This is a genomic window from Amycolatopsis jejuensis, from assembly GCF_000717335.1.
Taxonomy (GTDB): Bacteria; Actinomycetota; Actinomycetes; order Mycobacteriales; family Pseudonocardiaceae; genus Amycolatopsis; species Amycolatopsis jejuensis.
Genome location: NZ_JNYZ01000021.1, coordinates 47060 through 71521 on the forward strand (window position 1 = coordinate 47060; position 24462 = coordinate 71521).

Here is a 24462-nt window from a genome sequence, read left to right on the forward strand (position 1 = left end):
CGGCCGATCCCTCGCGAGGGTTCCCGCTCCGGCGAGGTGTTCGCCCGCTACCTGCCTTCGACCGCCACCGAGGCCACCATTTCACCCAGCCGGGTACGCAATGTCTTCGGGTCCGCGGGAGCCACGGTGACCCACTCCCGGCCGTCCGAACCGGCCCGCGACAAGCTCAGATACCGCCCGGTGGCGGTGTCGAACCAGCCGAGCACGCGGGACCGCTGCCGCGCCCCGAGCTGGGACCGGCTGTTCGCTGCAAGCTGACCGCCACGCAGCCTCGGCTGGCCCGCGAGGAGCCCGTACGTCTCGCGCGGGTCGGCGGTGGCGCGTTCGCTGAGTGACTGACGTCTCTGCCGACGGCCGCCCTTCTCCTCGGCCTGCCCGCCGCCCGCCGCGACCGGCACCCGGATCGGCGGCGTGTGCAGCGCCTCGTCCAGCGGGAGGGTGACCGACGCCTCACTGCCCCGCGGTCCGGTGGGAAGCAGCTCGACGACCGTGGACACCAGCCCGTCGGCCGGGGCCTCGCGCAGCCAGAAGCCGTCGCCGTCCTGGATCGCGATCACGCCGGTGCGCTCGTCGCCCGCCGCGAGCAGCGCGACCGGATGCGCCTCGAACTCCGGGATGTGCAGCCCGTCGATCGAATGCGGGGCGCGGGCGAGCAGGGTGAGCCAGTCTTCGAGCCGGGGCTCGGCGCGGCCGCGGGAATCACGCAGGCCGCGGGCCTTGAGCTCGACGTCGATCCGGTGCCGCAGCGACACCCGCTCGTCCTCGGTGGCGCCGTGCGAACGGATCCGCAGCGGGTACGGCAGCTCGCCGAGCTCCATCGACTCCCAGAGGAAGTCGAACGCCATCGGCGAGAAGAACTCCTGGTGCATCCGGTGCTGCTCACCCTCCGGTCAACGATTTCCGGCCCCAGCCTAGCGCCGGGCCGCCACCCCAATGCCACATTCGCTGCATCTGACGCACCCAATGTGGCATTCGCTGCGTCAGACGCACCCAATGCCACATTGGGGCGATCTTCGGCAGAGGTCAGAACGCGGCAGCGCTGGCCTGCTCGGCGGCGCCGGAGAGCATTTCGCCCAGCCGGTGCCGCAGGGTGGCCGCGTCGGCCGGGGCGATGGTGATCCAGTCGCGGCCGTCCCGGCCTCGGCTGGCTTGCGTGAAATAGCGGCCGGTTTCGGTGTCGAACCAGCTCAGCACGGGTGAGCGGCTGCGCCCGCCGAGCCGGTTGCGGGCGTTCGCGCCGATCTGGCCACCGCGCAGGCGTTGCTGGGCGTGCAACCGGGCCAGCGCCTTGCGGTCTTCGTCCACGCTCGCGCGGCCATCGGCGTCGACCTGGTTGCCGCGGCGCTGCATGAAATCGACGCCCGAAGCGCCGACCAGCTGCTCCAGCGGCACGGTGATCGACTTCTCGGTGCCCCGCGGAGCCCCCGGCAGGAGCGAGACGACGGCCGTGGCCAGCCCGTCGGTTGGGCACGGCTGCAGATGCAGGCCGCGCTGGTCCTGTACGGCGAAAAGGCCCTGACCGGCCGCGCTACCCGCCACCGCGAGCAATGGCTCGCCGTTCGGGTCGAGCAACTGCACGGTGTCGAGGCTGACGTCCGGGGAGGCGAGGATGCCGAAAAAGTCCTCGACGTGCGGAGCCGGGCGGCCACGGGTGTCGGCGAGCCCCCGGTCGGCCAGTGCGCCGAGCGTGCCGGTGCGCAGCGCCGCCCGTTCGTCGACGGTGACGCCGTGCGACCGGACCCGCAGCGGATACGGCAGCTCGCCCATCCCGGCCGACTCCCACAGGAAGTCCACCTCGATCGGTGCGAGCAGCTCCGCGTTCGACATCGACCGACCCCCTCTCGTCATGCCCGCGGGCGCGTGACCGGTCCGGTCACGCGCCCGCGGGTCGAGCCTCAGTTGTCGTCGTCCGACCACGCGCCGATGACCGGCGGCGGGGTGGCCTCGTTGGCGCCGAACGCGTCGTCCGGGTCCGGCTCGATGAGGAACGACGCGTGCGTGTGCTCCTGGTCCTCCTCGCCCTGTCCGGCGGACGCGCCCATGCCGCCGCCCATCGGGCTCATACCGGGCTGCTGGCCGATGGTGCCACCCGCCGGGACGACGCCCTGCTGCTGCGGCACCGCGGACGCGGCACTCTGCCCGCTCTGGTGTTCGGCCGCGGCCGACGTGCTCTCTTCCTTGCGCGACCCACTGCGCGAGCCCTGGCCGAGCTTGCCCCCGGCGTACCCGGCACCGGCGCCGATCGCGCCGAGTCCCAGCGCAGCTCCGACGCCACTGCCGCCGCCCCCACCAGCAGGCGCCGCCGGCGCAACCGGGGCGGGCGCACCCGCACCGGTACCGACCCCGGCTCCGGCGGCGAGACCGCCTTCGAGACCGGCCGCGGCGTAGTTGCCCGAGTCGGCGGTGATGTGCGCGCTGCCGGGCTGACCTGCGCCGCCCGCACCGGGGACGCCGTACGCGCCGACCCCGCCGAAGCCGTCCGCGCCGCCCAGCCCCTGCACACCGTCGGCGTGCGGAATGTTGTTGACGGCGTTGAAGGAATTACCGTTGAAGTGCGTCGGCGTGGGCTTCATGCCGAGCGATTCGGGACCGAAGCTCGGGGTGGAGCCGTCGACCTCGCTCATCGCCTGCGTGTACGCGTTGAAGAAGGCGACCTGCTGCGCCTTCACGTCGTTCGCCGCGTCGGCCTGCGCCTTCTGGTCCGCGGCGAGCGCGGCCGGACCACCGGCGAGCGCGGCGGACATCGCCTGCTTCGGATCGTAGTCACGCGGGGCGGGCATCTTCTTGACCTCGGCGGCCGCGGCGGCCTGGCGCGCGAGCCGGTCGGCCATCGTGTGCGCGGCGTCGGACGCCTGCGAACCCGAGTTGGCGATGGAGACGAGCGCACCCTGTGCCCCGGCCGCACCGTGGCCGACCCAGGCGTTGCCCAGCTCGGAAATCGCGGAGTACAGGTCGTTCGACGCCTGCTTCAGCTCGGTGCCGTGCTTGGTCCAGTGCTGCCCGGTGGACTCGGCCGTACCCGGGTCGTTGTCGGTGGTCGCGCCAAGGTAGAGCTGCTGGCTCTCCTGCGCGTTCCAGTTCGGCGGGTTGCCGATGGCGCGGTCGCCGCCCATCTCGAAGCCGCCGGCACTGCTGCGGGCGGAGTCGACGATGTTCTGCGTGCTCGCGTTCGACCCCATCGGGACGGCCGATCCGGGAGCGGGCACGGGCTGGTCGCCGTAGCCCGACCCGTCCGGGACGGGGTTCTGGGTGTTCGGTGCCATGACTTCGTGATCCCCCTAGGACGTCAGGCCTTGCGGAACGGGTCGGCGGCGGACTGGTCGATCTCGTGGTAGCGGGCCATCGCCGCGACGATGCCCTCTTCCGCGGCCTGGTACTGGCTGAGCAGGTTCTGCAGGGCGGACGAGTAGGAGTCGCCACCGCCGTCGGCGCGCTGCACGAACTTGGCCGCCATCGCGTGCCCGACCGGGTTCGCGCCGAGCTTGGGCGGCTGCGCGAGCGTGCCCGAACCGTTCAGGAGAGCCTCGACGGCATCGCGGCCGGTGCGGATCTTCTTCAGCACGGTCTGCGCCGCGTCGGGGTCGATGCCGACCTGACCGCCCACAGCGGCGGCTTTGAACGCGTTCGCGTCCGCCGAACTGCTGTTGCCCATCTGCCCTCTCTCCGTTCCCCCGCGCGAGCACCGCCCGCCTGGCATTAGGTCTTCGCACAGGTTAACGCACCTGGTCGAGACCTATGACGCGATTTGCGGCATCCGGGTTCCGTGATCGCCTAGCCCGACGTGTAGACGTGTGGATCGAGCGTCCCGATGTACGGCAGGTCGCGGTACCGCTCGGCGTAGTCGAGGCCGTAGCCGACCACGAACTCGTTCGGGATGTCGAAGCCGATGTACTTGACGGGTACCTCGACCTTCACCGCTTCCGGCTTGCGCAGCAGCGAGACCACCTCGAGCGAGGCCGGATTCCGGCTCGCGAGGTTCTTCAGCAGCCACGACAGCGTGAGCCCGGAGTCGACGATGTCCTCGACGATCAGCACGTCGCGCCCGGCGATGTCGCGGTCGAGGTCTTTCAGGATCCGCACCACCCCCGACGACGAGGTCGAAGACCCGTACGACGACACGGCCATGAACTCCAGCTGCGCGGGCACCGGCAGCGCCCGCGCGAAGTCGGTCATGAACATGACGGCGCCCTTGAGGACGCCGACCAGCAGCAGGTCGCCCTGGCCGTTCTCCGGGTGGTCCGCGGCGATCTTCGCCGCCAGCTCCGCGATCTTGTCTTTGATCTGCTGCTCGGTGATGAGCACGGAGGCGATCTCGCCCTCGTACACGAGTCATTCCCCTCGGGTGGTGGGTTCGGGTCCGGCAAGCGAGAGCCTGCCACGCCGCCGTCGTGCCTCCAAGTTGCCTGGCAGCCAGACCCCGCCCTGACCGCGCCAGCGGGCCACGAGAGCGTCGACCGACCGCAGATGCGCGTCGGTCAGCTCGCGGACCCCGGAGTCCAGCAGCCACCTGCGGAGAACCCGTCGGCGCAGTGCGGCAGGCTCGGCGGCGAGCACGGCTACGTCGAGGTCATCTTCGCGGACGCCGCGCTCGTACACGCGCGCGGCAAGTGTGTCCAACGCCTCGGTGTCTTCGCGCAATTGCGCGGCTGTACGGGCAAGCGCCGGGGCGACACCGCCCGACAGCACGTCCTCCAGCAATGGCAGGACTTCGGTGCGCAACCGGACGCGCGTGAACCGCGGGTCGGCGTTGTGCGGGTCCTGCCACGGTTCGACTCCGAGTTCCGCGCACGCCTGAAGCGTTTGCGCGCGGGTGATGCCGAGCAATGGACGACCCCACGGCGGATCGTGCGGACGCATGCCGGCGAGAGACCGTGGTCCAGACCCTCGTCCGAGACCGAGCAGCACAGTCTCGGCTTGATCGTCGAGGGTATGGCCGAGAAGTACGAGCCCTTCGCCTCTCGGCAACGCTTCGCGGAGCGCGTGGTACCTCGCAGCGCGCGCGGCTGCTTCAGGACCACCTTTGCCCGTTACGTGGACAGCGTGTACCTCAGCGACGTCAATGCCGAGGCTCTTCACCACTGTCTCTGCTTCGGCGGCGACGGCAGCGGAGCCGGGCTGTAGGCCGTGGTCGATCACCAGCGCGCGCGTACGGAAGTCACGGTGCCGCGAGACGTACGCCGTCGCTTCAGCGAGCGCGAGGGAGTCTGCTCCGCCTGACACTGCGACGCACACTTCGCCGGGTACGGCGAGCGTGGTGAGGAAGTCGCGGACCGCCGTGCGGACCGCGGCGAGCGCACTCACCCGTGCAGGCGCCGCACCCAGGCCGCGGGGTCCGCGATCTCGGCTCGGGTGGGCAGCGTGTTCGGCGAGCGCCAGACCGCGTTGAACCCGTCCATCCCGACAGCGTCGACGACGTGCCGCGTGAACTTCGCGCCCTCCTCGTACTGGCGGATTTTCGCGTCGAGACCCAGCAGCGCACGCAAAAGCCGGTCGAAGAGCCCGCCGCCCTGGCGACGCTCGGTGAAGCGCGAACGGATCTGCTCGACACTGGGGACCACCTGCGGACCGACGGCGTCCATCACGTAGTCGGCGTGGCCTTCCAGGAGCGTGGACAACGCGAGCAGCCGGTCGAAGATCGACCGTTCCTTGGGCGACTGCAGCAGTTCCGCGATCCCACCGCCCTTGCCGCGCTGCCGGAGCGCGTCCGGGAGGCGGCCGACGAGCTCGGCAAGACCTTCCGCGGAACTGTCGGCGAGGGTCGAAACCAGCCGTTCGACCTCGTCGGCGAAGTAGTCCCGCAGCCACGGCACGGCGGTGAACTGCAGCCGGTGCGTGCATTCGTGCAGACAGACCCAGAGCCGGAAATCTCGGGCAGGCACCTTCATCGCGCGCTCGGCCGCCACCACGTTGGGCGCGACCAGCAGCAGCTCGCCCTGGTGCTCGCGGCCGCCGAACGGGTCGTACTGCCCGAGCACGCGAGACGCGAGGAACGCCAGCACGAGCCCGGTCTGCACCCCGGCGCCGGACGCCAGGATCGGGCCGAGCGGACCGCCTTGCGCGGCAGGCAGCGCGCGGCCGGTGAGCACCCCGAGCCCGGACGCCGCGGACCGGACCCAGCCCGGCCGGTCCACCACGGTGCCGGGCAGCAACGGCAGGTCCCGGCCGAGCCCGGTGAGCTCGCGGACGTGCCCCTCCGCCTCGGCGGTCAGCTCCCGCAGGTCGACCACCGCGCGGTCGGCTTCCCCGCGCGCGACCTGCGGGCCGCCGCGGACCAGCAATGCGCCGGTGGCGGCCGCGCGGTCCCAGTCGACCATGGGCCGCCGTCGGGTTTCGGTTTCCTGGCTCACCTGTCCGACGCTACCTTCCGGTCGCGGGTTTTGGTCGATTCAGCGGCAGCCGCACCCGCGTAGTGCAGTGGCGAGCACGTCGAGCGCGGCCTGGCCGGTGTTCCGGTCCGAGCCGTTGGACATGAACGCGAAGGCGAGCACTCGGTTGTCGCTGTCGAGGACGTATCCGGCAAGGGTGTTGACGCCGGTGAGCGTGCCGGTCTTGGCCCGCACCCAGCCTTTGCCGCCCTGTGACTGCGGCGTGTGATAGCGGCCGGACAGCGTGCCGGTCGGGCCTCCCGCGACCGGCAGCCCGGCGAGCAGCGGACGCAGCTTCGGCGTGGCCGGGTTCTTGCCGTCCGGGCCTGCCGCCGCGGCGAGCACCTGTGCGAGCAGCCGGGCCGGGACCTTGTTCTGGTTGGACAGGCCGCTGGTGTCGAAGAGGTCGAGACCGTTGACGTCGAACCCGTGGTCGGCCAGCACCTTCTTCACCGCGGCCGACGCACCGGCGAACGACGGGTCCCCGCCGGTGGCCACGGCGACCTGGCGGCCGAGGGCGTCGGCGAGCACGTTGTCGGAGATCTGCAGGAGCGCGTACGCAAGGTCCGGCAACGGTGCCGACTGGACCTCGCCGAGCACCTTCGCTCCGGCGGGCGCCTTGCCGACGCCGCCCGGGTTCGCGCCGAGTTTCTGGGCCACGAGCTGCGTGATCGCGGTCGCCGGGTTGGCCGAGCGCATGGTCTCGTCGGCCCTCGGGTTGCCGCGCCCGCCGTCGGCCATCACGGGCACGAGCGGGGCGCCGTACAGCGACGGCGCGTCACCCGGCTCCCAGCCCGGCGCGGTGACCGGACCGTTGTAGGCACTCACGTCGACCTGCACCTTCGACACGGTGCCGCCGGCCTTCTTGACCTGCGCGACGAGGTCGTCGACGTGCGCCGCGCCAGGGTAGATCGGCGAATCGGTGCCGGACGGGAGCGCGGTGAGCGTGGGATCGCCCCCACCGACCAGCACGACGACGCCCGGCTCCGCACCCTGGACGATCTTGGTGGTGAACCGTTTCGTGGGTTCCATCGCCAGCAACGCGGCGGCGACGGTGAGGATCTTCGTGGTCGACGCAGGGGTCAGCGGGGTGTTCGAGGAGTGATCCCAGAGCGCGGTACCCGTGGCCGGATCGATCACACTCCCGCTGAGCTGCGACAACGCAGCGGCCCCGGCAGGCCCGGCAAGCGCCGACGCGACGCCGCTGGCGGACGGCCCCGGCCCGGACGCGTCGGGGCCGTGGAGCGCGAGCCGGGCGTCGACAGGGTCGGGCGCACTGCCCTTCGGCGCGTTCGGCGCCCAGGGCAACCCGAGACGGTTGGACACCTGCGGCACGGCCGACGCACCCCCGGCCGCCGCGAGAAGCAGAACGGCGACGATCGCGAGGACGAGCACCTTCCGCTTCTTCTTGCCCCCGGGAGCTCCCTGCGATGGGATCGCGCCGCCAGTTTCCTGCGGCGGGACCCCTTCGCTTTGCGGAAACCCTTGGACAGGCACCGGAATCCCGACGGTTTCCTCCGACGGAAACTGCTCCGGCCGCGGAATCCCGACCGTCGCCTCCACGGGAAACCTCCCACCGGACGGCTCGATCCGCACCGGCCGCGCCATCCCCCCGGCAGGCGGAACAACCCCCGGAGGCGGTTCGGGCAACGCAGGCCGAGCGGGGAGGTCGATCCGCTGGGACCAGGGCTCGCTGCGCTGCCCGGGCGGGGTGGGTTTGGGGAGGCTGGGATCGGCTGGGGGTGGGGTTGTGTTGGTGGGGCTTGGGTTCGCTGGGGTTGGGTATGCGGGAGTTGGGGTGGCGCTGGGGGTTGGGTAGGCAGCCGCCGGGGCGGCTGGGGTCGGGGTGGCGGGCGTTGGGGTGGCGCCTGGGGTTGGGCTGGCGGGAGTCCGGGTGGCAGCCGCCGGGGTGGCACCTCGGGTTGGGTTGGCGGCCACCGGGTTGGTTCCCGCCGCAATGGCGGGAGTCGGGTTGGCAGGCGCGGCAGCGGCGGGAGTCGGGTTGGCGGGGGGCGGAGTGGCTGGAGTGGAGCCGGTTTGGTCGTCGGCTTGACCGGAACTCGCCGGGCCGGGCTGAGCCGGACCGGAGCCGACCGCATCCGGATGGTCTGGATGGTCTGGACCGGAGCCGGTTCGGCCGGAGGCGGCAACCTCGGGACCGGCCGGGCTCGTCTCCGCTCGGGCCGCCCCCGTCGAGGCGGACTGCGTTGCGCCGGAACCGGTTTGCCCGGATTCGGCGGCCGATGCGTCTGAGCCCGTCGAGTCTGTGGCCGCTGCGTCTGCTCGGATTCCAGCGGGCCCGGCTGAACCGGAACCCGTCGCGGTGGGGCCTGGTTCGCCTGCGCTGGTACCCGGCTGGGTTGGGGTTGTCCCGGTGGGAGCCGGGGTGGAGTCGTTGCGGAAGGCGGTCCAGCCTTCCTTCGGGGGTGGCGCGGACGAGTCGTCGCGGGTGGTTATCGGGCGGAAGGCGGCCCAGCCCTGGTTGCTGTCGGGCGGGGTGGGGGTTTCGTCGCGGAAGGCGGAGAACTTCGCGGACTCCGAGGCGGATTCCTTGGCCTGGTAGGGATTCCACGTCGGCGGCGGAGGCGGCACTGGCTCGAACAGGGACGTCTCCTGCGATTTCCCGGATACGTCACCAGAATCGGCCGGAGATTGCCGGGGCGCGGTTTTCGGCGGCGATTGCGCGCCGGACGACGGCGGCCCGGCCTGGATGGTCTGTTCCGAGCTTCCTTCGGCCGCGGCCTGAATGGTCTTCTCGGCGTTGCCCTCTACCGCAGTACCCTCCACGGGCCTCTCCGCGGAAGCAGCCGGTACACCGTCAGGTCGCGGGACGCCGGTCACGAACTTCGTCGGGCCCTCCACCGGCACCCACGGCGCAGCGGCGGCACCCCCAGCCCCACTCACCCGGTCCGCCAGATTCGACCGCGGCGGCTCAACCGGCTCAACCGACCCAACAGGCTCAGGCTCCGATGACCGTTCCGCCGGGGCGTTCAACCCCGGCACCCGCTCCGGTGGGACGTTCGGCCGGAACCACGACCCCGGCCCGTCGCCCGGTGTGACGTTCGGCACGGACAGCTGGGCCGTCGCCCCGGCATCGCGTTTGGGCAGGGGGAGCCGGGAGGTCGGGCGCTCGGCGGATGACGTGGTGTCTTCGTCGCCCGTCGGCCACCTCGGCTGGTCGTTGTCCGGCACCCACCACTCCTTCTCACCTGCCCGCGAAGGGGCCAAGGTCACATGCCGCCTGGCCGACATCGGCGGGACCGGCCGGCGGGACGTAGTCCACACTAGTGACGTCAACGAGGTGATTACGGTTGCCGCCCACTCGTGTGGGTCACCGAGATTCGAGAAGCAGCGAGGACGGCCGTGGAATTCGACGTCACGATCGAAATCCCCAAGGGGGAGCGCAACAAGTACGAGGTCGACCACAAGACCGGTCGGATCAAGCTCGACCGGACCCTGTTCACCGCGACCCAGTACCCGGCCGACTACGGCTTCATCGACGACACGCTCGGCCAGGACGGCGACCCGCTCGACGTGCTCGTCCTCGTCCAGGAGCCGACGTTCCCGGGCTGTCTCATCCGCTGCCGCGCGATCGGCATGTTCCGGATGACCGACGAGAAGGGCCCGGACGACAAGGTTCTCGCCCTCCCGACCAACGACCCGCGCCAGGAGCACCTGCGGGACATCCACCACCTGAACGAGTTCCACAAGCTCGAGATCCAGCACTTCTTCGAGGTCTACAAGGACCTCGAGCCGGGCAAGAGCGTCGAGGGTTCCAGCTGGGTGGGCCGCACCGAGGCCGAGGCCGAGATCACCCGCTCATTCGAGCGCGAGAAGGACCGCCTCGCCAAGGAAGAGATCGACGGCGAAGCCCACCACTAAGGGCATGCAAAAAGGGGCCGCCCACCGCGAAGGTGGACGGCCCCTTTTCGCTGTACTCAGCCGGCGAGGGCGAGGTCAGCTTCCTGCTCGGCGCGCTGCTCCATCGCCGACTTGTCCGACAGCGGCTTCTCCCGCAGCAGCCAGACCAGTGCGAACCCGATGGTCAGCACCACGCCGCCGATCACGAACACCGTGCTCATCGAGCTCGAGAACCCTTCGAGGATCGGCCGGGCGAGCACCGGGTCGAGCGAGCTCAGGAACGACGTGTCGTTCACGTCCAGCCCGCCCGACATCCGCTGCGCGAACTCCGGGTGCTGCGCCAGCGCCGCGACGTAGGCAGGCGAGGCCATTGCCGAGCGCACCGCCGCCGCGATCCGGTCGCCGACCGTGCTGAACAGGATCGACAGGAACACCGCGGTCCCCGCCGTGCCGCCGATCTGCCGGAAGAACGTCACCGACGAGGTCGCGACCCCGATGTCGGTGGGCGACACGTCGTTGGTGGCGGCCAGGGTCAGCGTCTGCATGGTCGACCCGAGACCCAGCCCGAGCACGAACGCGATGGCCATCACCACGCCGAGCGAGGTGTCGACGCCGATCGCCGAGAACCCGAACACCGCGGCAGCCATGAGCCCGAGCCCGGCGACCGCGAAGGCCTTGTACCGGCCGGTCCGCGCGATGATCCGGCCGCTGCCGAGGCTCGCGATCATGATCCCGAGGGTGAGCGGCAGCATCTGCAGCCCGGCCTGCGTCGGCGTCGCGCCCTTGACGATCTGCAGGTACAGCGGCAGCGACATCATCGCGCCGAACATCCCGATCCCCTGGATCACGGTGACCATCGTCGACACGCGGAACACCGAGCTGCGGAACAGCCGCAGCGGCAGCAGTGCCGCGTCGCCCATCCGGCGTTCCTGCAGGATGAACAGGACCACGCCGACGGCGCCGACCAGGTACATCGCGAGCGACGCGGGCGAGCCCCAGCCCCATTCCCGGCCCTGCTCGGCGACGAGCAGCAGCGGCACGAGACCCAGCGTCAGCGCACCGGCGCCGAGGAAGTCGACCTTCTGGTTCACCTTGGTGTGCGGGAGGTTCAGCACCTTGCTCACCACGACCAGCGCGGCGAGCGCGATCGGGACGTTCACCATGAACACCCAGCGCCAGCCGGTGAGCCCGGCGAACGAGTCGAGACCGGCGAAGAACCCGCCGACGACCGGCCCGGCCACGCTCGAAACCCCGAACACGGCCATGAAGTAACCCTGGTACTTGCTGCGTTCCCGCGGCGACGTGATGTCGGTGATGATCGCCAGCGCGAGCGACATCAGACCGCCTGCGCCAAGGCCCTGGAACGCGCGGAACGCGGCCAGTTCGTACATCGAACTCGCCATCCCGCTGGCCAGTGAACCGGCGAGGAACAGCGAGATCGCCGTCAGGTACATCGGTTTGCGGCCGAACAAATCGGACAGTTTGCCGTACAGCGGCGTCGACAGCGTCGCGGTGATCAGGTAGGCGGTGGTGGCCCAGGCCTGCAGGCTCTGCCCGTGCAGCTCGTCGGCGATGGTCTTCATCGCCGACGACACGATGGTCTGGTCGAGGGCCGCCAGGAACATGCCGAGCATCAGTCCGGACAGAACGGTGAGGATCTGCCGGTGTGAAAGCCGTCCGTTCGTGGTGGCGCCCCCTTCCGCAGTGGTGGTGTCGCTCATGGTGTCTCCCTCAGTGCCTCAGTTACTTGCTTGCAGGTATCAACTACTTGCCTTGCACAACTGTTCCCGAAAAGCTTGCATTCATCAAGCAAATAGTCTGTGACCCTCGTCGCAGGCCAGGCGATGTCGAGAATCCGAAACCGGCTCCGTCCCTGGCTCGAATGCGGCGACAATGGGTCGCCACCAGCAACGAGGGAGCATCACGATGGCCAAGTACCTGCTGCTCAAGCACTACCGCGGCGCGCCGGCTTCGGTGAACGACGTCCCGATGGACCAGTGGACCCCCGACGAGGTCACGGCCCACCTGCAGTACATGCGGGACTTCGCGACCCGGCTCGAGGAGACCGGCGAGTACGTCAGCGGGCAGGCGTTGTCACCCGAGGGGACGTTCGTCCGTTACGACGGCGAGGGCCGCCCGCCGGTCACCGACGGTCCGTTCGCGGAGACCAAGGACCTCATCGCGGGCTGGATGATCATCGACGTCGACACCTACGAGCGCGCGATCGAGCTGGCCGGCGAGCTGTCCGCCGCCCCCGGCGCGGGTGGGAAGCCGATCCACGAATGGCTCGAACTGCGTCCCTTCTACGGGGTGACGCCAACGGTGACCGAGTGAACGAGGAACTGCTGCGGGAGCTCGTCCCCGCGGTGATCGGCATCCTCGTCCGGCGCGGCGCGGACTTCGCGTCGGCCGAGGATGCCGTCCAGGAAGCGCTGATCCGCGCGCTCGACGCGTGGCGGGACGATCCGCCGCGCGACCCGAAGGCGTGGCTCATCGCGGCCGCGTGGCGCCGGTTCCTCGACGCCACGCGGTCCGAATCCTCCCGCCGCGGCCGGGAGCTGGCGGTGGAAATCGAGCCGCCGCCCGGTCCGGCGACCTCGGCGGACGACTCGCTCCAGCTGTATTTCCTCTGCGCACACCCATCGTTGACACCGTCGTCGGCCGTCGCGCTCACCCTGCGCGCGGTCGGCGGGCTGACCACGAAGCAGATCGCGCAGGCGTACCTGGTCCCGGAAGCCACGATGGCGCAACGCATCAGCCGCGCGAAGCGCACAGTGTCCGACGTGCGCTTCGACGCCCCCGGCCACGTCGCGACGGTGTTACGCGTGCTGTACCTGGTGTTCAACGAGGGCTACTCCGGAGACGTCGACCTCGCCGCCGAAGCCATCCGGTTGACCCGGCAGCTCGCGGCCGGCTTCGACCATCCGGAGGTCGCCGGGCTCCTCGCGCTGATGCTGCTGCACCACGCCCGCCGCTCCGCGCGGACCAAGCCGGACGGCAGCCTGGTACCGCTCGCCGACCAGGATCGGAGCGCATGGGATACCCGGCTGATCGCCGAGGGCGTCGACATCCTGCAGGCGGCATTGGTCCGCGACCAGCTCGGCGAGTACCAGGCCCAAGCCGCCATCGCCGCCCTGCACGCGGACGCCCAGACCGCCGGGGAAACCGACTGGGTGCAGATCGTCGAGTGGTACGACGAACTCGCCGAACTCACCGACAGCCCGGTCGTCCGGCTCAACCGCGCGGTTGCGGTCGGCGAGGCGGACGGACCGCGCGCCGGGCTCAAGGCCCTTGCCGCAGTGGACGAATCCCTGCCACGGCACCGCGCGGTCGCCGCCTACCTGCACGAACGCGACGGCGACCTGACCGCCGCGGCCCGGCTGTATGCCGAAGCCGCGGCGGCTGCGTCGAACGTCGCCGAGCGCGACCACCTGACCAGGCAGGCCGCGCGGCTCAACCACCTCAGGCGCGGTAACCCGGAATCGGGAACGGCTGCAGGAACTCCGTGATTTCCGCGGCGATCCCGGCCAGCGCGTCCTCCTGCTGGGCGGCCGCGGCGGTGATCGTGCGGTCGATCCAGCCGGCGACCTGTACCTGGTGCTCCGGCTTGAGCCCGCGCGTGGTGATCGCCGAGGTGCCCAGCCGGATGCCCGACGGGTCGAACGGCTTGCGCGGGTCGAACGGCACGGTGTTGTAGTTCAGCTCGATCCCGGCGCGGTCCAGCGCCTGCGCGGCGGGCTTGCCGGGTACGGCCTTGTTGGTGAGATCGATCAGCAGCAGGTGGTTGTCGGTGCCGCCGGACACGAGGTCGTAACCCCGCTCGATGAGCGCCTCGGCCAGCGCTTTCGCGTTCGCGACGATCATGTGCGCGTACTCGGAGAACGACGGCTGCAGCGCCTCCCCTAGCGCGACCGCGATCCCCGCCGTCGTGTGGTTGTGCGGACCGCCCTGCAGACCAGGGAACACCGCCTTGTCGACGGCCTTGGCGTGCTCGGCGTCGGACAGGATCATCGCGCCGCGCGGGCCGCGCAGGGTTTTGTGCGTGGTCGTGGTGATCACCTGCGCGTGGCCGACCGGCGACGGATGCGCGCCGCCCGCGATCAGCCCGGCGATGTGCGCGATGTCGGCGACCAGCACGGCGTCGACCTCGCGGGCGATCTCCGCGAACGCCGGGAAGTCGATGGTGCGCGGAATCGCCGTGCCACCGGCAAAGATCAGCTTCGGCCGGTGCTGGCGGGCGAGGTCGCGGACCTGGTCGAGGTCGACGCGGCCGGTCTCCTTGCGCACGCCGTAGCGGACCGGGGTGAACCACTTGCCGGTGGCGGACACGCTCCAGCCGTGCGTGAGATGCCCGCCGTCGGGCAGCGCCATGCCGAGCACGGTGTCGCCCGGCTGCGCGAACGCCAGGTACGCCGCGAGGTTGGCGGGCGAGCCGGAGTACGGCTGGACGTTCGCGTGGTCCGCGCCGAACACCGCCTTCGCGCGTTCGATGGCCAGCAGCTCGACCTGGTCGATGTATTGCTGGCCCTCGTAGTCACGCTTGCCGGCGTAACCCTCGGAGTATTTGTTGGTGAGTACCGTGCCGGTCGCTTCGAGCACGGCTTGCGAAACGTAGTTCTCGGACGCGATCAGGCGGATCTTGTCGTGCTGGCGCTTGGCCTCGTCCTCGACGAGACCGGCGATCTGCGGATCCGCCGCGGAGAGTGCGGACAGGGCGGGCTGGTGGGTCATGGCGTACTCCGGCTCCTGCAGTGGCCCTCACCCAGGCGCGCGGTGCCGGCCTCGTCGTCGCTCCCTGGTGGTGCTCCACCTGTAGATCAGCGCCAGTCGCGGCTACGGAGCGAAGTTTAGTGCACGCCCCGAGCCGCGGGACGCCGGTCAGACCGGCTCGCTGCCTGCCCGGTGCCGGCGCGCGAGGTCCTGGTAGATCGCCGCGTTGTGGTCCACCCACATCCGCGCGGAATCGGTGAGCGGTACGAACTTCTTCGCCGGGCTGCCCATGGCGATGGTCTCCGGCGGGACCTCGGTGCCGGGCGTGACGGTCGAACCGGCGGCCACCAGCGCGCGGGCGCCGATCACCGCGCGGTCCAGCACCGTCGACCCGTTGCCGATCAGCGCCTGCTCGCCGACCGTGCAGTCGTGCACGAGGCATTGGTGGCCCACGGTCACGTTGCGGCCCACCTCGCACAGCTCGGCGTTGGAGTGGATCACCGAGTTGTCCTGGATGTTCGCGCCCTCGCGGATGATGATCGGGCCGAAGTCGCCGCGGATCACCGCGCCGTACCAGATCGAGGCGTCCTTTTCGACGGTCACGTTGCCGATCAGGGTGGCGGTGGGGGCGATCCAGGCGTCCGGGTGGACCTGCGGGCTGACGCCCTCGAAGGAGAACAGTGGCATGTCCGGAGCCTAAGCGGCGTCAGCGGTATCCGGCGAAACAGAGGGCTTCGACGTCCACGCGAAGGCTGTCGGACGGCCGTGGCCGTACCCGTTGCTGCACCACCGCGCCGAGGAGGTAGTTCAGCAGTGCACGGGCGCGGGCGCGCGGGTCGTCGACGTCGAGCGGGGCGAGCAGTTCGCCGAACAGCTCCGTGATGGACGTGAGCATGGCGTCGATCGCCTGCGGATGCTGTGCGCGACCGGCCGCGATCCAGTACTCGAACCACAGGAACGCGCCGCCGGGGTGGTCGGCGAACTCGGCGAGGTACGCCTCAGCCACCGCGAAGAGCCGTTCGCGCGGATCGTCGTACTTGTCGGCTACGGTACGCAGCTGCGCGGCGAAGGTGTTGATGTGCGCGGCCATCGCGCGGTCGATGAGGACATCGATGTCGGCGAAGTAGTAGTGGATCGCGCTCTTCGTGAGTGGCCCGGCGTCCGCGATGGCGCGTACCGTGCAGCCGGCGAGCCCGTCGCGGGCCAGCACCGCACGGGCTGCCTCCACGATCTGTTCCTGCTTCTGCAGCTGGTTCGGCGACAGCTGGGTGCTGCGGCCGGGTACGGCGACGCTCACGGTGATCCTCGTTACGTTGTCCAGGACGGCAGCCCTGAATCCTAGGCCAGCCGTCCCAGGCCGGGCAGGCGCGGGTGAAAAACCGGATTGGCCACCCCGGTCCGCGCAGCGGACAATGCCCCGCATGGTGATCTCAGGGGACAAGGGGCTCAGCGAGGCGGCGCGCCGTCAGCTGGAGAAGGAAATCGCGGACCTGCGCGCGCAACGAGCGGCGCTGGCGCCGCAACCAGGTGAGCAGGAACGCACCGGGGACGCCGCCGACCAGGCGGACGTGATCGATCGCGCGGAGGCGGCGGCGCGGCTCGACCGGCAGATCGCCGACGTCACCGCGAAGCTGGAACACGGCGCGTACGACAGCTCGCTGCTTCCCGACGGCACGCGCGTCTCGCTGCGCTTCGCCGACGGGGACGAGGAAGCGTTCACCGTGGTGACGTTGCCGGGCGAAGACGCCGACGCGATCACGTCGGACAGCCCGCTCGGCCTCGCGCTGGCGGGGGCGAAGGCCGGCGACGAGATCACGTACCGCACTCCGCGCGGGGAAGCCAGCGCGACGGTACTGAAACTGACCCCGCCCACCGACTGACCACAAAGGACAGACGAGGAGGAGTCCTCGTCTGTCCTTTGCTGGGTACTGGGTCTTATTGGGTGCTGGTCAATGACTCGGCCCGATACGCGTACACCGCGTCGGATTCGACGGCGACGTGCCAGCCGTCGCACACCTTGTCCGTACGCCGATGCTCGCCGGACGGCCACCATTCCGCACTGAGCGTCGGCGGTTTTGCTTCTGCCACACCGGATTTGCAGGTTTCCGGCAGACCGGTCGCGCCCGGCTGGTACCGCAGGATCCGCTCCGACCCGGTGGTGCGGATGAGTTCCTTGACCGCCTGTGCGTCGTCGGGCACCCAGGGCGGGAGCCGCGCGTCGGTGTCGGCCTTGCCCTTGCGGCCGGTGTCGTAGGCCACCGCCTTGACGTGTCCGTTCGAGCTTTCCTTGAGCCCTTGCCCGAGACCGCAAGCCGAGACCGAGCCGACGGCCAGCACCGCGACGATCACCTTGTTCCACCCGCTGTTCATGCCGTCCAGTCAAGCCAGCCGGGTACGCGTTGCCATCGTTCTTCCGGTCCGTGCACCTCGGCCACTCGGCCGACCCACACCGGGTGGACATTCGGGCATACCTCTCAGCCGACGTGCTCAACCGCCTTCGCCAATCGATAACCTTCTTTCGTCCTATTTCGTCCTTATGTAACCTCCGCGAAGGGGTCGCACGATGCGCAAGGCTTTCCTCGGTGCTTCCTTGGCCGTCCTGATGATTTCCCTGGCCGGCCCGGCAATGGCCGCCGACTGGCGTTACCAGACGTCGAGCAACGACCGCCATTACCTGGAAGCCGAGTGCCACAGCGGAACAGCGTTCGGCGCGTGGAACGAATGCGACATCCGGTCGCGCAATGACGGTGGCTACGACCTGTTTGTGCGGTAACCGGGGCGAAGACAGCCCTGCCCCTCACTCGGACGGGTGAAATCCCTGTTCGAGATGAGTCTTCAACGCGGCGAGCGGACCGTCCCAGTCGCGGGCCAGCGCGGCGAGGAACTGCTGCGCGACCCGCATCGGCGCGGAGTCCAGCCGGTAGCGGACCCGGCGGCGTTCGCCCGGCTCCGCAATGACCAGCCCGGCGTCGGACAGCAGGCCGAGGTGCTTGGCGATGGCCTGCCGCGAGATCGGCAGCCGGGCGGCCAGGTCGGTGGCAGTGGCCGGACCGCGCGCGGCGAGGTCGGCGAGGATCGCGCGCCGCGTCGGGTCGGCCAGCGAGGCGAAGACCTGCTCGGCGACCGCTTCGGGGTCAGCCGGCATCGAGCCAGGCCGCCAGCTCGCCCAGCTCACGGGGCCAGCCTTCGAGGTGGGACTGGAACGTGGCGTCGTACTGCTCGTCCGGCAGCTGCGCGAAGCCGGATTCGACCACGGTGAGCCGGGTCCCGCCGCCGTGCGGCTGCAGGGTGAACTCGACGTAGGTGCGCCGCGGATCGTCCTCGGGAACCCCGTCGACCTGCCAGGTGAACCCGAAAACCGCCGGCTCCTCGACACGCTCGACCCGCAGCTCGGCACTGCGATCCCCGGTCCACGCCACCCGAGCCGCCCCGCCCGGCCGCAGGTCGATGACGGCCTCGTCGCCGAACCAGCCCCGCAGCCCGTCGGCTGTGGTCAACGCCGTCCAGACGGTGGCAGGCGGATGCGCCAGCTCGACCGTGCGCTCGATGCGGTCCGGAAATCCCATGTCTGTTCCTCCCGGGGGCTGAGCCTACCGCATTGACGCAACCGTTCAGTTGCCATATAGTCGCAACCAGATGGTTGCTATAACTACCCGAGAGGAAATCATGAACTCCTTCACCACCGAGATCACCGTCGACCGCACGCCCGAGGAGGTCTTCACCGCGATCACCGACGTCCGCGCCTGGTTCAGCAAGACGATCACCGGCAACGCCACCAAGCCCGGCGACGAGTTCTCCTTTGTGGACAAGGGCATCCCGTCAAGCCGCATCCAGGTCACCGCCGCCGTGCCAGGCCGCCGGATCGACTGGCACGTCGAAGAGGCGTACCTGGCCTTCGTCGACGAACACGACGAATGGACCGGCACCTCGATGACGTTCGACCTGACCCCGACCGAGGGCGGGACCAGGCTGCGGTTCACCCACCATGGACTTACGCCGGATCAGTCCTGTTATGGGGAATGCTCACAGTGCTGGACGGGCTGCGTGAACACGAGCTTGTACGAATTGCTCACCACCGGGGTCGGGCAGCCGATTCCCGTCTGAGATGATTCTCGATATGCGCAAAACAGCCAGGTTGTGCTTTGTTGCCGCGCAACCTGGCCGTTTGCTCAGGAATAGAACGTAATCATGGAGCCACCCGGGATGTCCCGACACGTGAAACGAACGCCCGGCTTGACGCGGACGTAGTTCATCGCTTCCGAACAGGGATAATGGGTGTAGATCGCGTCGTAACCACGGCCTTGCACCGACGGCGAAGCCTGTGCCGTGGCCATTCCACCGACGGAAGCAACGGCACTGAACGCGACGACCCCAAGCAGCTGAAAAACGCGACGCTTCATCTGGTAATACCCCCTAATACTAGTTACATTCTCTTCTTCGAGACAAATATTCTCGGAGAAGACAAAGATCCACAAGATGACCGATGGGAACTTGCCCGAATTGTCAGCCGCCATGCCTCGGCAGCGGGAACTCACCCGTTCGGGCGCTACTGGGTGCCGTCGCCGCGGTGGAGCCGCCTGAGGGAATTCGCCGAGAAGTTCGCTCGGCGCCGTTCGCCCTGCCACGGCCCGTCTCTTCGGAGCACATTTTCGTACTGAGCACCGATGAGCTGCTTGCGCCGATGGTGCCTGCAACTTCACCCTGGACAGCTCCGGACCTCGGGTTCCATGCTTTCAACCCAGCGCGTTCCGCACACTGCTCCGGCGGCCCAAGCGCCGCAGACGCGCAGCGAGGTCTGGCGGGATCTCGACCGGGGAATGCTCGTGTGGCTCGCGTTCATCACGGGTGCACGCCGAGGTGAGCTGTGCGCCCTCGCCTGGGATTGGCCGAATGTGATTCCGGACCAGAGATTCATAGCCCGTACGGGTGGTTTGGTTGATCTTCGTCAGCTCGAAGTACCGGCCGGTCAGCTGCGCGACGGTCACACGGGTTCGCGAGCTGCTACCCGGATGGCTACCCAAAACGCAGCCAGGGACCCTCCGGATTCCGGAAAGTCCCTGGTCATTGGTGGAGCCGCCTGGGGGAATCGAACCCCCGACCTATTCATTACGAGTGTTCGTGACCTTCATCACAAGGACTTCTAGCTGGGGCTACGTGTTCTCGATGGGTAGCTACACGGGCCACAGAGACCCCAGTCGACCCCAGTTCGCAACACGCATGGCTACATGCCAAAGCTTCCCTGCGCAGTAGGCACAGCTCCATCGACTTCACTCCGACTGTTCACCGACCGTGATCAGGCGTCGTGGAGGAACAGTCCAGAGCATGCACACGATAGGACTGTTGCCAGTCGACATCGGGCTGGCAACGACGTAGCCGAAGTCCGCGCCCGGTCGCCGGTTAGCAGCGGATGCTTTGAGAGAGGACGAGTCTCATGCTGGTGACCTGCCTACCAGGCACAGACCGGACAAACCTCGGTTCAGCGCTCCGCGACATACATACGAAGGCGCTCAACCTGCGAAGCGGCGTCCATGCGGACGCGTTCGCTCTCCTGCTCTCCTATCTCAACTGGGCCAGCGATGCAGCGCGAGCGCTTAGCCATCTGATCAGCAACGCTGACGTGGACCACCTGATCCTGACTCAACGGTACCGACTCTTGATGTCATCGGTTGGCAGCCTTGCAGGCTCCGCCACTACAGGGGTTGTATACAACCTAGTGTCCTTAGAAATCGAACAGCGCACAGTCGCTCTGGAAGGCGCACTGACCGAACTAAATCAAGCAATTGAGCGCTGGTCGCGGCTGGGCATGTTCGTCATCCCTGACACGAACGTCTTCATCAATTCCGACAAGCTGGAGATTCTGGATGTCGCAGCCCTTTTAGGCTTACGCGCCGAGCCGATCCATCTCCTCGTGCCGATCGCGATCGTGGACGAATTGGATCGACTGAAGGAGAGCAGGGACAAGCACGTGCGGTGGCGTGCTGGACACACCCTTGGCGTCATCGATGCCGTGCTTAGTGATCCGACGCAACCCGCGCCCCTGCGCGCCGCCGACCACTCTGGTTTGAAGTCAAGCAACATCTCGCGTGGAGACGTCACCATCGAGCTTCTGCTCGATCCTCCTGGCCACGTCCGCCTCCCAATCGTCGACGACGAGGTAGTAGACCGAGCGGTGGCGCTCAAGCCCCTTGCCGCACGCGACATCACGCTGTTGACCTACGACACTGGCCAGTGCACCCGCGCGCGAGCTGCGGGGCTGCACGTGAGAAAGCTATCCAAGGCTCTCGGCAACGAACCACAACGGTCTAGCAACGAGCAGTAACACCGAACCGCGATCTCCGACTCCGACGGCATGCAGGTCGCAACTCTCGTTATCGCCATCCTCAGCTCAGTCGTAGCCGCGGCATCGCTTACCTGGAATATCGTGTCCTGGCAGCTAGCGGCTGGGCGCGGCACCGCTCATCTTGAGGTCGGCGTGGTTATGTCAGACGGGGTGTTCATGACGTTCGACGTCAGCCCAGACTGGCGCGCACATGCTCGCAAGACGATGGAGGACAACGATTTATCGGGCTCTCTGGTGTTCTTCGTCAGGGTCCGCAATATGGGCCGCGCTCCAATTACTGTGCAAAACTGCGGATTCGTTACCTCCACTGGCGAACGAGTAGGAACCATCGGTAGGCCACACTGGGGACCCAAGTTCTCGGCGCGCATCGAGGCACATGGTCAGGAGATTTTCGGGTACGACGCGGACGCGATCACCGAAATGATCAATAACTTCAAATCTTTACAGAAAGCGGCGCAAGTCTGCATCAACGCCCGTGTTGACTTAGGCACCGGTAAACATGTGGACAGCAAGACCGCGTTGAGACTGTAAGACTGGGCACCCACAGCTACCTGCAGTCGGTACGATCCGCACCGACCACGACGGAAGGAGCGCCCCATGGCTGACTCGTCGGACCTCGGCGTTGAGCGGTCCCTTGTCCTGCTCAAGCCTGACGCCCTCGTCCGCGGACTGGCGGGCCGCATCCTCACTCGCTTCGAGGAAGCTGCGCTCAAGATCGTCGGCGTCAAGATGAAGCACATGGACGCCGACTTCACGCGGAAGCACTACTTCGACCTCGAAGAGCGCGCCGGTTCAGCTGTTTACAACACCACGGCGGAGTTCATGCAGTCCGGCCCGGTCATCGCGCTCGCGCTCGAAGGTGTCGACGCAGTCGCGAAAATCCGGAAGATCATCGGTGGCACGTTCCCCAGCGACGCCGCGCCGGGCACGGTGCGCGGCGATTATGCACACCAGACCAAGGCATCGTCCGAGGTGAGTGGCAAAGCTGTGATGAACCTGGTGCATGCGTCCGGCAACTCGGAAGAGGCCAAGTACGAAATCGGAATTTGGTTCGACGCAACCGAACAGTTCGATTACGAGACATTGGCCGAAAAGCTCGCCTACTGACGGACGGGGCGCACCAATGGCGCGCGAGGGAGAGAGTCGACCTACACTGGCAGAACTGGCAGCAGCGTTCGACGCCGAGCGTGCCACTAACAAACGTGCAGCGGCTGAGACTGCTTATGCGCTCGCATTTCGGTATCGGAACGAGGACGTAGACGGGACTCGCCACTTCGACACCGCTGGCGAGTGGGCAAGGCAGGCTATCGATTTGCTGGACAGCCTGCCGTCTGGCTCCCCTTCGGACGTCGCGAGCACCCGGGAGAGCGTTGGTGGTGTTCCGATCCCCGGTCTGCTGCACTCCGGCGTGGTTCGTGACCGTCTCGGCGACGTCCTGTACTAGCCCGAGCGTCGTGCTGCTATTTGGACAACGATTTGTCCAAGTACTCCTGAACCGGACCGTAGAACGGGTACGGAACATAGTCGGTCAACTCCGCGCGACTTGACCACGCGACCTCGGCGAGTTCCTCATCATCGACAACGCTGGCCTCGCCGCCGACCGACTCGCACGCCACGTAGACCATTGTCCGGCCGGTGTTCGGGTGGACGCGCTCGCCGAGAACCGACGACGCAGTGACTTCCAAGCCGGTTTCCTCGCGCGTTTCTCGCACTGCCGCGGCACTGGCGCTTTCGCCGTCTTCGACCTCACCAGCGGGGAACTGCCACGACAAGCTGCCTTCTTTGACGCGTCGCCGGACGAGAAGCACACGGCCGTCGCGGACAATAATGGCCGCCGAGATCGACTTCTTCTCAGCTGCGGCCGAATCCTCGGTCATTCCGATACCTCCAAAGCTTCCAAAATCGGCGGAAAAATTCTGTCCGCTGGAATAAAACGCGTCAGTTCAGCCTTCTCAGCCCACGCCACGTTAACATTCTCCAGAACATCCATGTTCCGCGCCTCCCCGGTCAAGTACTCGCACAGCAGGTACTCAGCCTGAACACGCGTTATCGGATGCAGGCGGCTGCCCAGCTTACGCACGATCGCGCAGTGGATCCCGGTTTCGGCAAGGGTTTCCCTGATCGCAACCGCTTCCGCCGCAATGCCAGGCTTGACCATGCCCGCCGGAAACTGCCACGAGATGCCACCGCCGTCCTCACCGCGTCGGCAGACCATGAGCACTTGAGAACCGTTCACGACAACGGCTATCGCGACGCGAAGCGCTTGTGCGTGCTCGCCGCTTGCATCCAACGAGGCTGCATCATCACTTTGAGGCTCGACCAGCTGCCTGAACCGAGCCTTCGCCGAGCGGGACGCGCGGTCAAACGCCGTGTCTAGAAGGTCCTGCATCTCTTGCCGCGGCTTTACGCCCGGCTTCGCATGCCAAGAGGCAACGGTTCTGACTGCGACACCAAGATGCGCCGCAAACGCTTCATTGCTCATGCGCAAGGCCCCCTGCAGCGCGCACGCCGTTCGCCCTGTCCAAGCGCTCACGAAATCCACAGCTGGAGCCCTTCAAATTCGAGAAGTGCACTGCCGATGCACTGGAATTGCATCGGACCTGCACTGGTCATGCATCGTTTGCGTAAAGGATTCGGCGTTGACTGTGAGGCATGAACGAAAGCCACCCGAACCCCCTAACGACGACGCTGCTCGCGAACAGTCGAAACCTGGTCGAGCACCGTCGAAACGTTTTCCTGAATTTCGTCCAGCCGCTCGGTTACGCCGTTCATTTCGCGAAGCCGGTCGGTTATCTCCCGCAACTGGTGCTCGATGACGGCAAGTCGGCCCGGAATATCGTTGTCCCCTCGCGGCGCAGGCTCGCCCAACTCCGGCGGACGCCGTCCGGCCAGCACCGCCGCCAGGTGTCCCGCATGCAGCTCAAGGGCAAGCGACAGCGCCTCAAGCGTGCGCTCGCTGCGGCGTCGCTGCGCTCGGTTGTGCTGGATTTCTCGGACCGTCGCTTTGGAGACCTGCGACCTCGCGATGAGTTCGCGCTGACTGAGGCCAAGGTCAGCCATGCGCTGATTGATAGCTCTCGCGACTGCCGCCCAGTCTTCCGCCACGTATTCCTCCGCGCTCCGCCTCGAAGACGAGAGTAACGCGGACAGCGATTCCGCGGCTGACACTCCGCGCCTACTCGGGCG

Annotated in this window: 28 protein-coding genes and 1 riboswitch; of the genes, 9 read left to right on the forward strand and 19 right to left on the reverse strand. The window is 68.1% G+C overall.

What is annotated here, in order from left to right; genetic code table 11:
* Positions 1-47: 47 nt before the first annotated feature.
* The 8 genes from OO71_RS27850 to dacB form a co-directional block, all read right to left on the reverse strand.
* A complete protein-coding gene (locus OO71_RS27850) occupies positions 48-869 on the reverse strand; it encodes an ESX secretion-associated protein EspG (protein ID WP_033292889.1) in 822 nt (273 codons plus the stop codon).
* Between the two features lie 154 nt (positions 870-1023).
* Positions 1024-1827 (reverse strand): ESX secretion-associated protein EspG, encoded by an 804-nt coding sequence (locus OO71_RS27855; protein WP_033292890.1) that lies wholly within the window; start codon positions 1825-1827, stop codon positions 1024-1026.
* 68 nt (positions 1828-1895) lie between these two features.
* Entirely contained in the window at positions 1896-3263 is a 1368-nt protein-coding gene (locus OO71_RS27860; protein WP_425388705.1) for a hypothetical protein, read from the reverse strand.
* A 23-nt stretch (positions 3264-3286) separates the two neighbouring features.
* Complete coding sequence (locus tag OO71_RS27865; protein WP_033292891.1) at positions 3287-3652, reverse strand: hypothetical protein; 366 nt, start codon at positions 3650-3652, stop codon at positions 3287-3289.
* Positions 3653-3771: 119 nt separating this feature from the next.
* Complete coding sequence (hpt, locus tag OO71_RS27870; protein WP_033292892.1) at positions 3772-4326, reverse strand: hypoxanthine phosphoribosyltransferase; 555 nt, start codon at positions 4324-4326, stop codon at positions 3772-3774.
* 3 nt (positions 4327-4329) lie between these two features.
* Positions 4330-5301: a tRNA lysidine(34) synthetase TilS gene (gene tilS, locus OO71_RS27875; protein WP_033292893.1), complete on the reverse strand. Its 972-nt coding sequence runs from the start codon at positions 5299-5301 to the stop codon at positions 4330-4332.
* Positions 5298-6314: a zinc-dependent metalloprotease gene (locus OO71_RS27880; RefSeq protein WP_033292894.1), complete on the reverse strand. Its 1017-nt coding sequence runs from the start codon at positions 6312-6314 to the stop codon at positions 5298-5300. The genes tilS and OO71_RS27880 overlap by 4 nt, the downstream gene beginning before the upstream one ends.
* 72 nt (positions 6315-6386) lie before the next feature.
* Entirely contained in the window at positions 6387-7928 is a 1542-nt protein-coding gene (gene dacB / locus OO71_RS27885; RefSeq protein ID WP_245633794.1) for a D-alanyl-D-alanine carboxypeptidase/D-alanyl-D-alanine endopeptidase, read from the reverse strand.
* A 1800-nt stretch (positions 7929-9728) separates the two neighbouring features.
* On the opposite strand from dacB, the gene OO71_RS27890 reads away from it, so the two are divergent.
* Entirely contained in the window at positions 9729-10247 is a 519-nt protein-coding gene (locus tag OO71_RS27890; RefSeq protein WP_033292895.1) for an inorganic diphosphatase, read from the forward strand.
* A 56-nt stretch (positions 10248-10303) separates the two neighbouring features.
* On the opposite strand, the gene OO71_RS27895 is transcribed toward OO71_RS27890, so the two are convergent.
* Complete coding sequence (locus OO71_RS27895; RefSeq protein ID WP_033292896.1) at positions 10304-11947, reverse strand: MDR family MFS transporter; 1644 nt, start codon at positions 11945-11947, stop codon at positions 10304-10306.
* 205 nt (positions 11948-12152) lie between these two features.
* On the opposite strand from OO71_RS27895, the gene OO71_RS27900 reads away from it, so the two are divergent.
* Together OO71_RS27900 and OO71_RS27905 are read left to right on the forward strand one after the other, a co-directional pair.
* The gene (locus OO71_RS27900) at positions 12153-12560 is read left to right on the forward strand and encodes a YciI family protein (RefSeq protein ID WP_033292897.1); all 408 of its coding nucleotides are present in this window, start codon (positions 12153-12155) and stop codon (positions 12558-12560) included.
* Positions 12557-13735, forward strand: coding sequence for an RNA polymerase sigma factor (locus OO71_RS27905; RefSeq protein WP_033292898.1), 1179 nt, complete (start codon positions 12557-12559; stop codon positions 13733-13735). The genes OO71_RS27900 and OO71_RS27905 overlap by 4 nt, the downstream gene beginning before the upstream one ends.
* Here OO71_RS27905 and OO71_RS27910 read toward each other — a convergent pair.
* From OO71_RS27910 to OO71_RS27920, 3 genes are all read right to left on the reverse strand, one after another.
* The gene (locus OO71_RS27910; RefSeq protein ID WP_033292899.1) at positions 13689-14957 is read right to left on the reverse strand and encodes a serine hydroxymethyltransferase; all 1269 of its coding nucleotides are present in this window, start codon (positions 14955-14957) and stop codon (positions 13689-13691) included. The two genes, OO71_RS27905 and OO71_RS27910, sit on opposite strands and share 47 nt — an antisense overlap.
* A 22-nt stretch (positions 14958-14979) precedes the next feature.
* Positions 14980-15067, reverse strand: a riboswitch (ZMP/ZTP riboswitch).
* 37 nt (positions 15068-15104) lie between these two features.
* Positions 15105-15623: a gamma carbonic anhydrase family protein gene (locus OO71_RS27915; protein WP_033292900.1), complete on the reverse strand. Its 519-nt coding sequence runs from the start codon at positions 15621-15623 to the stop codon at positions 15105-15107.
* Positions 15624-15642: 19 nt separating this feature from the next.
* The gene (locus tag OO71_RS27920; RefSeq protein ID WP_033292901.1) at positions 15643-16233 is read right to left on the reverse strand and encodes a TetR/AcrR family transcriptional regulator; all 591 of its coding nucleotides are present in this window, start codon (positions 16231-16233) and stop codon (positions 15643-15645) included.
* A 124-nt stretch (positions 16234-16357) separates the two neighbouring features.
* Between OO71_RS27920 and OO71_RS27925 the strand changes: the two genes are divergently transcribed.
* Positions 16358-16816, forward strand: coding sequence for a GreA/GreB family elongation factor (locus OO71_RS27925; RefSeq protein ID WP_033292902.1), 459 nt, complete (start codon positions 16358-16360; stop codon positions 16814-16816).
* 55 nt (positions 16817-16871) lie between these two features.
* Here OO71_RS27925 and OO71_RS27930 read toward each other — a convergent pair whose 3' ends face one another.
* Positions 16872-17306 carry a hypothetical protein gene (locus tag OO71_RS27930; protein WP_033292903.1) on the reverse strand — a complete coding sequence of 145 codons (435 nt, stop codon included), beginning with the start codon at positions 17304-17306 and terminating at the stop codon, positions 16872-16874.
* A gap of 193 nt (positions 17307-17499) precedes the next feature.
* Between OO71_RS27930 and OO71_RS27935 the strand changes: the two genes are divergently transcribed.
* Positions 17500-17709 carry a hypothetical protein gene (locus OO71_RS27935; RefSeq protein ID WP_033292904.1) on the forward strand — a complete coding sequence of 70 codons (210 nt, stop codon included), beginning with the start codon at positions 17500-17502 and terminating at the stop codon, positions 17707-17709.
* Positions 17710-17733: 24 nt separating this feature from the next.
* Here the strand turns inward: OO71_RS27935 and OO71_RS27940 are convergent, their stop codons facing one another.
* Positions 17734-18081, reverse strand: coding sequence for an ArsR/SmtB family transcription factor (locus OO71_RS27940; protein ID WP_033292905.1), 348 nt, complete (start codon positions 18079-18081; stop codon positions 17734-17736).
* A complete protein-coding gene (locus OO71_RS27945) occupies positions 18071-18502 on the reverse strand; it encodes an SRPBCC domain-containing protein (protein ID WP_033292906.1) in 432 nt (143 codons plus the stop codon). Before OO71_RS27945 ends, OO71_RS27940 begins: the two co-directional genes overlap by 11 nt.
* Positions 18503-18602: 100 nt before the next feature.
* On the opposite strand from OO71_RS27945, the gene OO71_RS27950 reads away from it, so the two are divergent.
* Entirely contained in the window at positions 18603-19040 is a 438-nt protein-coding gene (locus OO71_RS27950) for an SRPBCC family protein (RefSeq protein WP_033292907.1), read from the forward strand.
* Between the two features lie 65 nt (positions 19041-19105).
* On the opposite strand, the gene OO71_RS27955 is transcribed toward OO71_RS27950, so the two are convergent.
* Positions 19106-19450 carry a hypothetical protein gene (locus tag OO71_RS27955; protein ID WP_156096567.1) on the reverse strand — a complete coding sequence of 115 codons (345 nt, stop codon included), beginning with the start codon at positions 19448-19450 and terminating at the stop codon, positions 19106-19108.
* A 917-nt stretch (positions 19451-20367) separates the two neighbouring features.
* Here OO71_RS27955 and OO71_RS49235 point away from each other — a divergent pair.
* From OO71_RS49235 to OO71_RS27975, 3 genes are all read left to right on the forward strand, one after another.
* The gene (locus OO71_RS49235) at positions 20368-21255 is read left to right on the forward strand and encodes a PIN domain-containing protein (RefSeq protein WP_084145344.1); all 888 of its coding nucleotides are present in this window, start codon (positions 20368-20370) and stop codon (positions 21253-21255) included.
* A gap of 30 nt (positions 21256-21285) precedes the next feature.
* The gene (locus OO71_RS27970) at positions 21286-21807 is read left to right on the forward strand and encodes a hypothetical protein (RefSeq protein ID WP_033292910.1); all 522 of its coding nucleotides are present in this window, start codon (positions 21286-21288) and stop codon (positions 21805-21807) included.
* Positions 21808-21873: 66 nt separating this feature from the next.
* Complete coding sequence (locus tag OO71_RS27975) at positions 21874-22383, forward strand: nucleoside-diphosphate kinase (protein WP_033292911.1); 510 nt, start codon at positions 21874-21876, stop codon at positions 22381-22383.
* A 353-nt stretch (positions 22384-22736) separates the two neighbouring features.
* On the opposite strand, the gene OO71_RS27980 is transcribed toward OO71_RS27975, so the two are convergent.
* The 3 genes from OO71_RS27980 to OO71_RS27990 all read right to left on the reverse strand — a co-directional run bounded on the left by OO71_RS27980 (position 22737) and on the right by OO71_RS27990 (position 24381).
* Entirely contained in the window at positions 22737-23153 is a 417-nt protein-coding gene (locus tag OO71_RS27980) for an NUDIX hydrolase (RefSeq protein WP_033292912.1), read from the reverse strand.
* Positions 23150-23758 (reverse strand): NUDIX hydrolase, encoded by a 609-nt coding sequence (locus OO71_RS27985; protein ID WP_211260620.1) that lies wholly within the window; start codon positions 23756-23758, stop codon positions 23150-23152. Before OO71_RS27985 ends, OO71_RS27980 begins: the two co-directional genes overlap by 4 nt.
* 194 nt (positions 23759-23952) lie before the next feature.
* Positions 23953-24381: a hypothetical protein gene (locus OO71_RS27990; protein ID WP_033292914.1), complete on the reverse strand. Its 429-nt coding sequence runs from the start codon at positions 24379-24381 to the stop codon at positions 23953-23955.
* Positions 24382-24462: the final 81 nt, after the last annotated feature.

What these genes read in the sequence shown, in the direction of transcription:
- OO71_RS27850 (WP_033292889.1), bottom strand. Translation starts at nt 869, where the DNA reads ATGCACCAGGAGTTCTTCTCGCCGATGGCGTTCGACTTCCTCTGGGAG.
- OO71_RS27855 (WP_033292890.1), bottom strand. Translation starts at nt 1,827, where the DNA reads ATGTCGAACGCGGAGCTGCTCGCACCGATCGAGGTGGACTTCCTGTGG.
- OO71_RS27860 (WP_425388705.1), bottom strand. Translation starts at nt 3,263, where the DNA reads ATGGCACCGAACACCCAGAACCCCGTCCCGGACGGGTCGGGCTACGGC.
- OO71_RS27865 (WP_033292891.1), bottom strand. Translation starts at nt 3,652, where the DNA reads ATGGGCAACAGCAGTTCGGCGGACGCGAACGCGTTCAAAGCCGCCGCT.
- OO71_RS27880 (WP_033292894.1), bottom strand. Translation starts at nt 6,314, where the DNA reads ATGGTCGACTGGGACCGCGCGGCCGCCACCGGCGCATTGCTGGTCCGC.
- OO71_RS27895 (WP_033292896.1), bottom strand. Translation starts at nt 11,947, where the DNA reads ATGAGCGACACCACCACTGCGGAAGGGGGCGCCACCACGAACGGACGG.
- OO71_RS27900 (WP_033292897.1), top strand. Translation starts at nt 12,153, where the DNA reads ATGGCCAAGTACCTGCTGCTCAAGCACTACCGCGGCGCGCCGGCTTCG.
- OO71_RS27910 (WP_033292899.1), bottom strand. Translation starts at nt 14,957, where the DNA reads ATGACCCACCAGCCCGCCCTGTCCGCACTCTCCGCGGCGGATCCGCAG.
- OO71_RS27915 (WP_033292900.1), bottom strand. Translation starts at nt 15,623, where the DNA reads ATGCCACTGTTCTCCTTCGAGGGCGTCAGCCCGCAGGTCCACCCGGAC.
- OO71_RS27925 (WP_033292902.1), top strand. Translation starts at nt 16,358, where the DNA reads ATGGTGATCTCAGGGGACAAGGGGCTCAGCGAGGCGGCGCGCCGTCAG.
- OO71_RS27930 (WP_033292903.1), bottom strand. Translation starts at nt 17,306, where the DNA reads ATGAACAGCGGGTGGAACAAGGTGATCGTCGCGGTGCTGGCCGTCGGC.
- OO71_RS27935 (WP_033292904.1), top strand. Translation starts at nt 17,500, where the DNA reads ATGCGCAAGGCTTTCCTCGGTGCTTCCTTGGCCGTCCTGATGATTTCC.
- OO71_RS27940 (WP_033292905.1), bottom strand. Translation starts at nt 18,081, where the DNA reads ATGCCGGCTGACCCCGAAGCGGTCGCCGAGCAGGTCTTCGCCTCGCTG.
- OO71_RS27945 (WP_033292906.1), bottom strand. Translation starts at nt 18,502, where the DNA reads ATGGGATTTCCGGACCGCATCGAGCGCACGGTCGAGCTGGCGCATCCG.
- OO71_RS27950 (WP_033292907.1), top strand. Translation starts at nt 18,603, where the DNA reads ATGAACTCCTTCACCACCGAGATCACCGTCGACCGCACGCCCGAGGAG.
- OO71_RS27955 (WP_156096567.1), bottom strand. Translation starts at nt 19,450, where the DNA reads ATGGCGGCTGACAATTCGGGCAAGTTCCCATCGGTCATCTTGTGGATC.
- OO71_RS49235 (WP_084145344.1), top strand. Translation starts at nt 20,368, where the DNA reads ATGCTGGTGACCTGCCTACCAGGCACAGACCGGACAAACCTCGGTTCA.
- OO71_RS27970 (WP_033292910.1), top strand. Translation starts at nt 21,286, where the DNA reads ATGCAGGTCGCAACTCTCGTTATCGCCATCCTCAGCTCAGTCGTAGCC.
- OO71_RS27975 (WP_033292911.1), top strand. Translation starts at nt 21,874, where the DNA reads ATGGCTGACTCGTCGGACCTCGGCGTTGAGCGGTCCCTTGTCCTGCTC.
- OO71_RS27980 (WP_033292912.1), bottom strand. Translation starts at nt 23,153, where the DNA reads ATGACCGAGGATTCGGCCGCAGCTGAGAAGAAGTCGATCTCGGCGGCC.
- OO71_RS27985 (WP_211260620.1), bottom strand. Translation starts at nt 23,758, where the DNA reads ATGAGCAATGAAGCGTTTGCGGCGCATCTTGGTGTCGCAGTCAGAACC.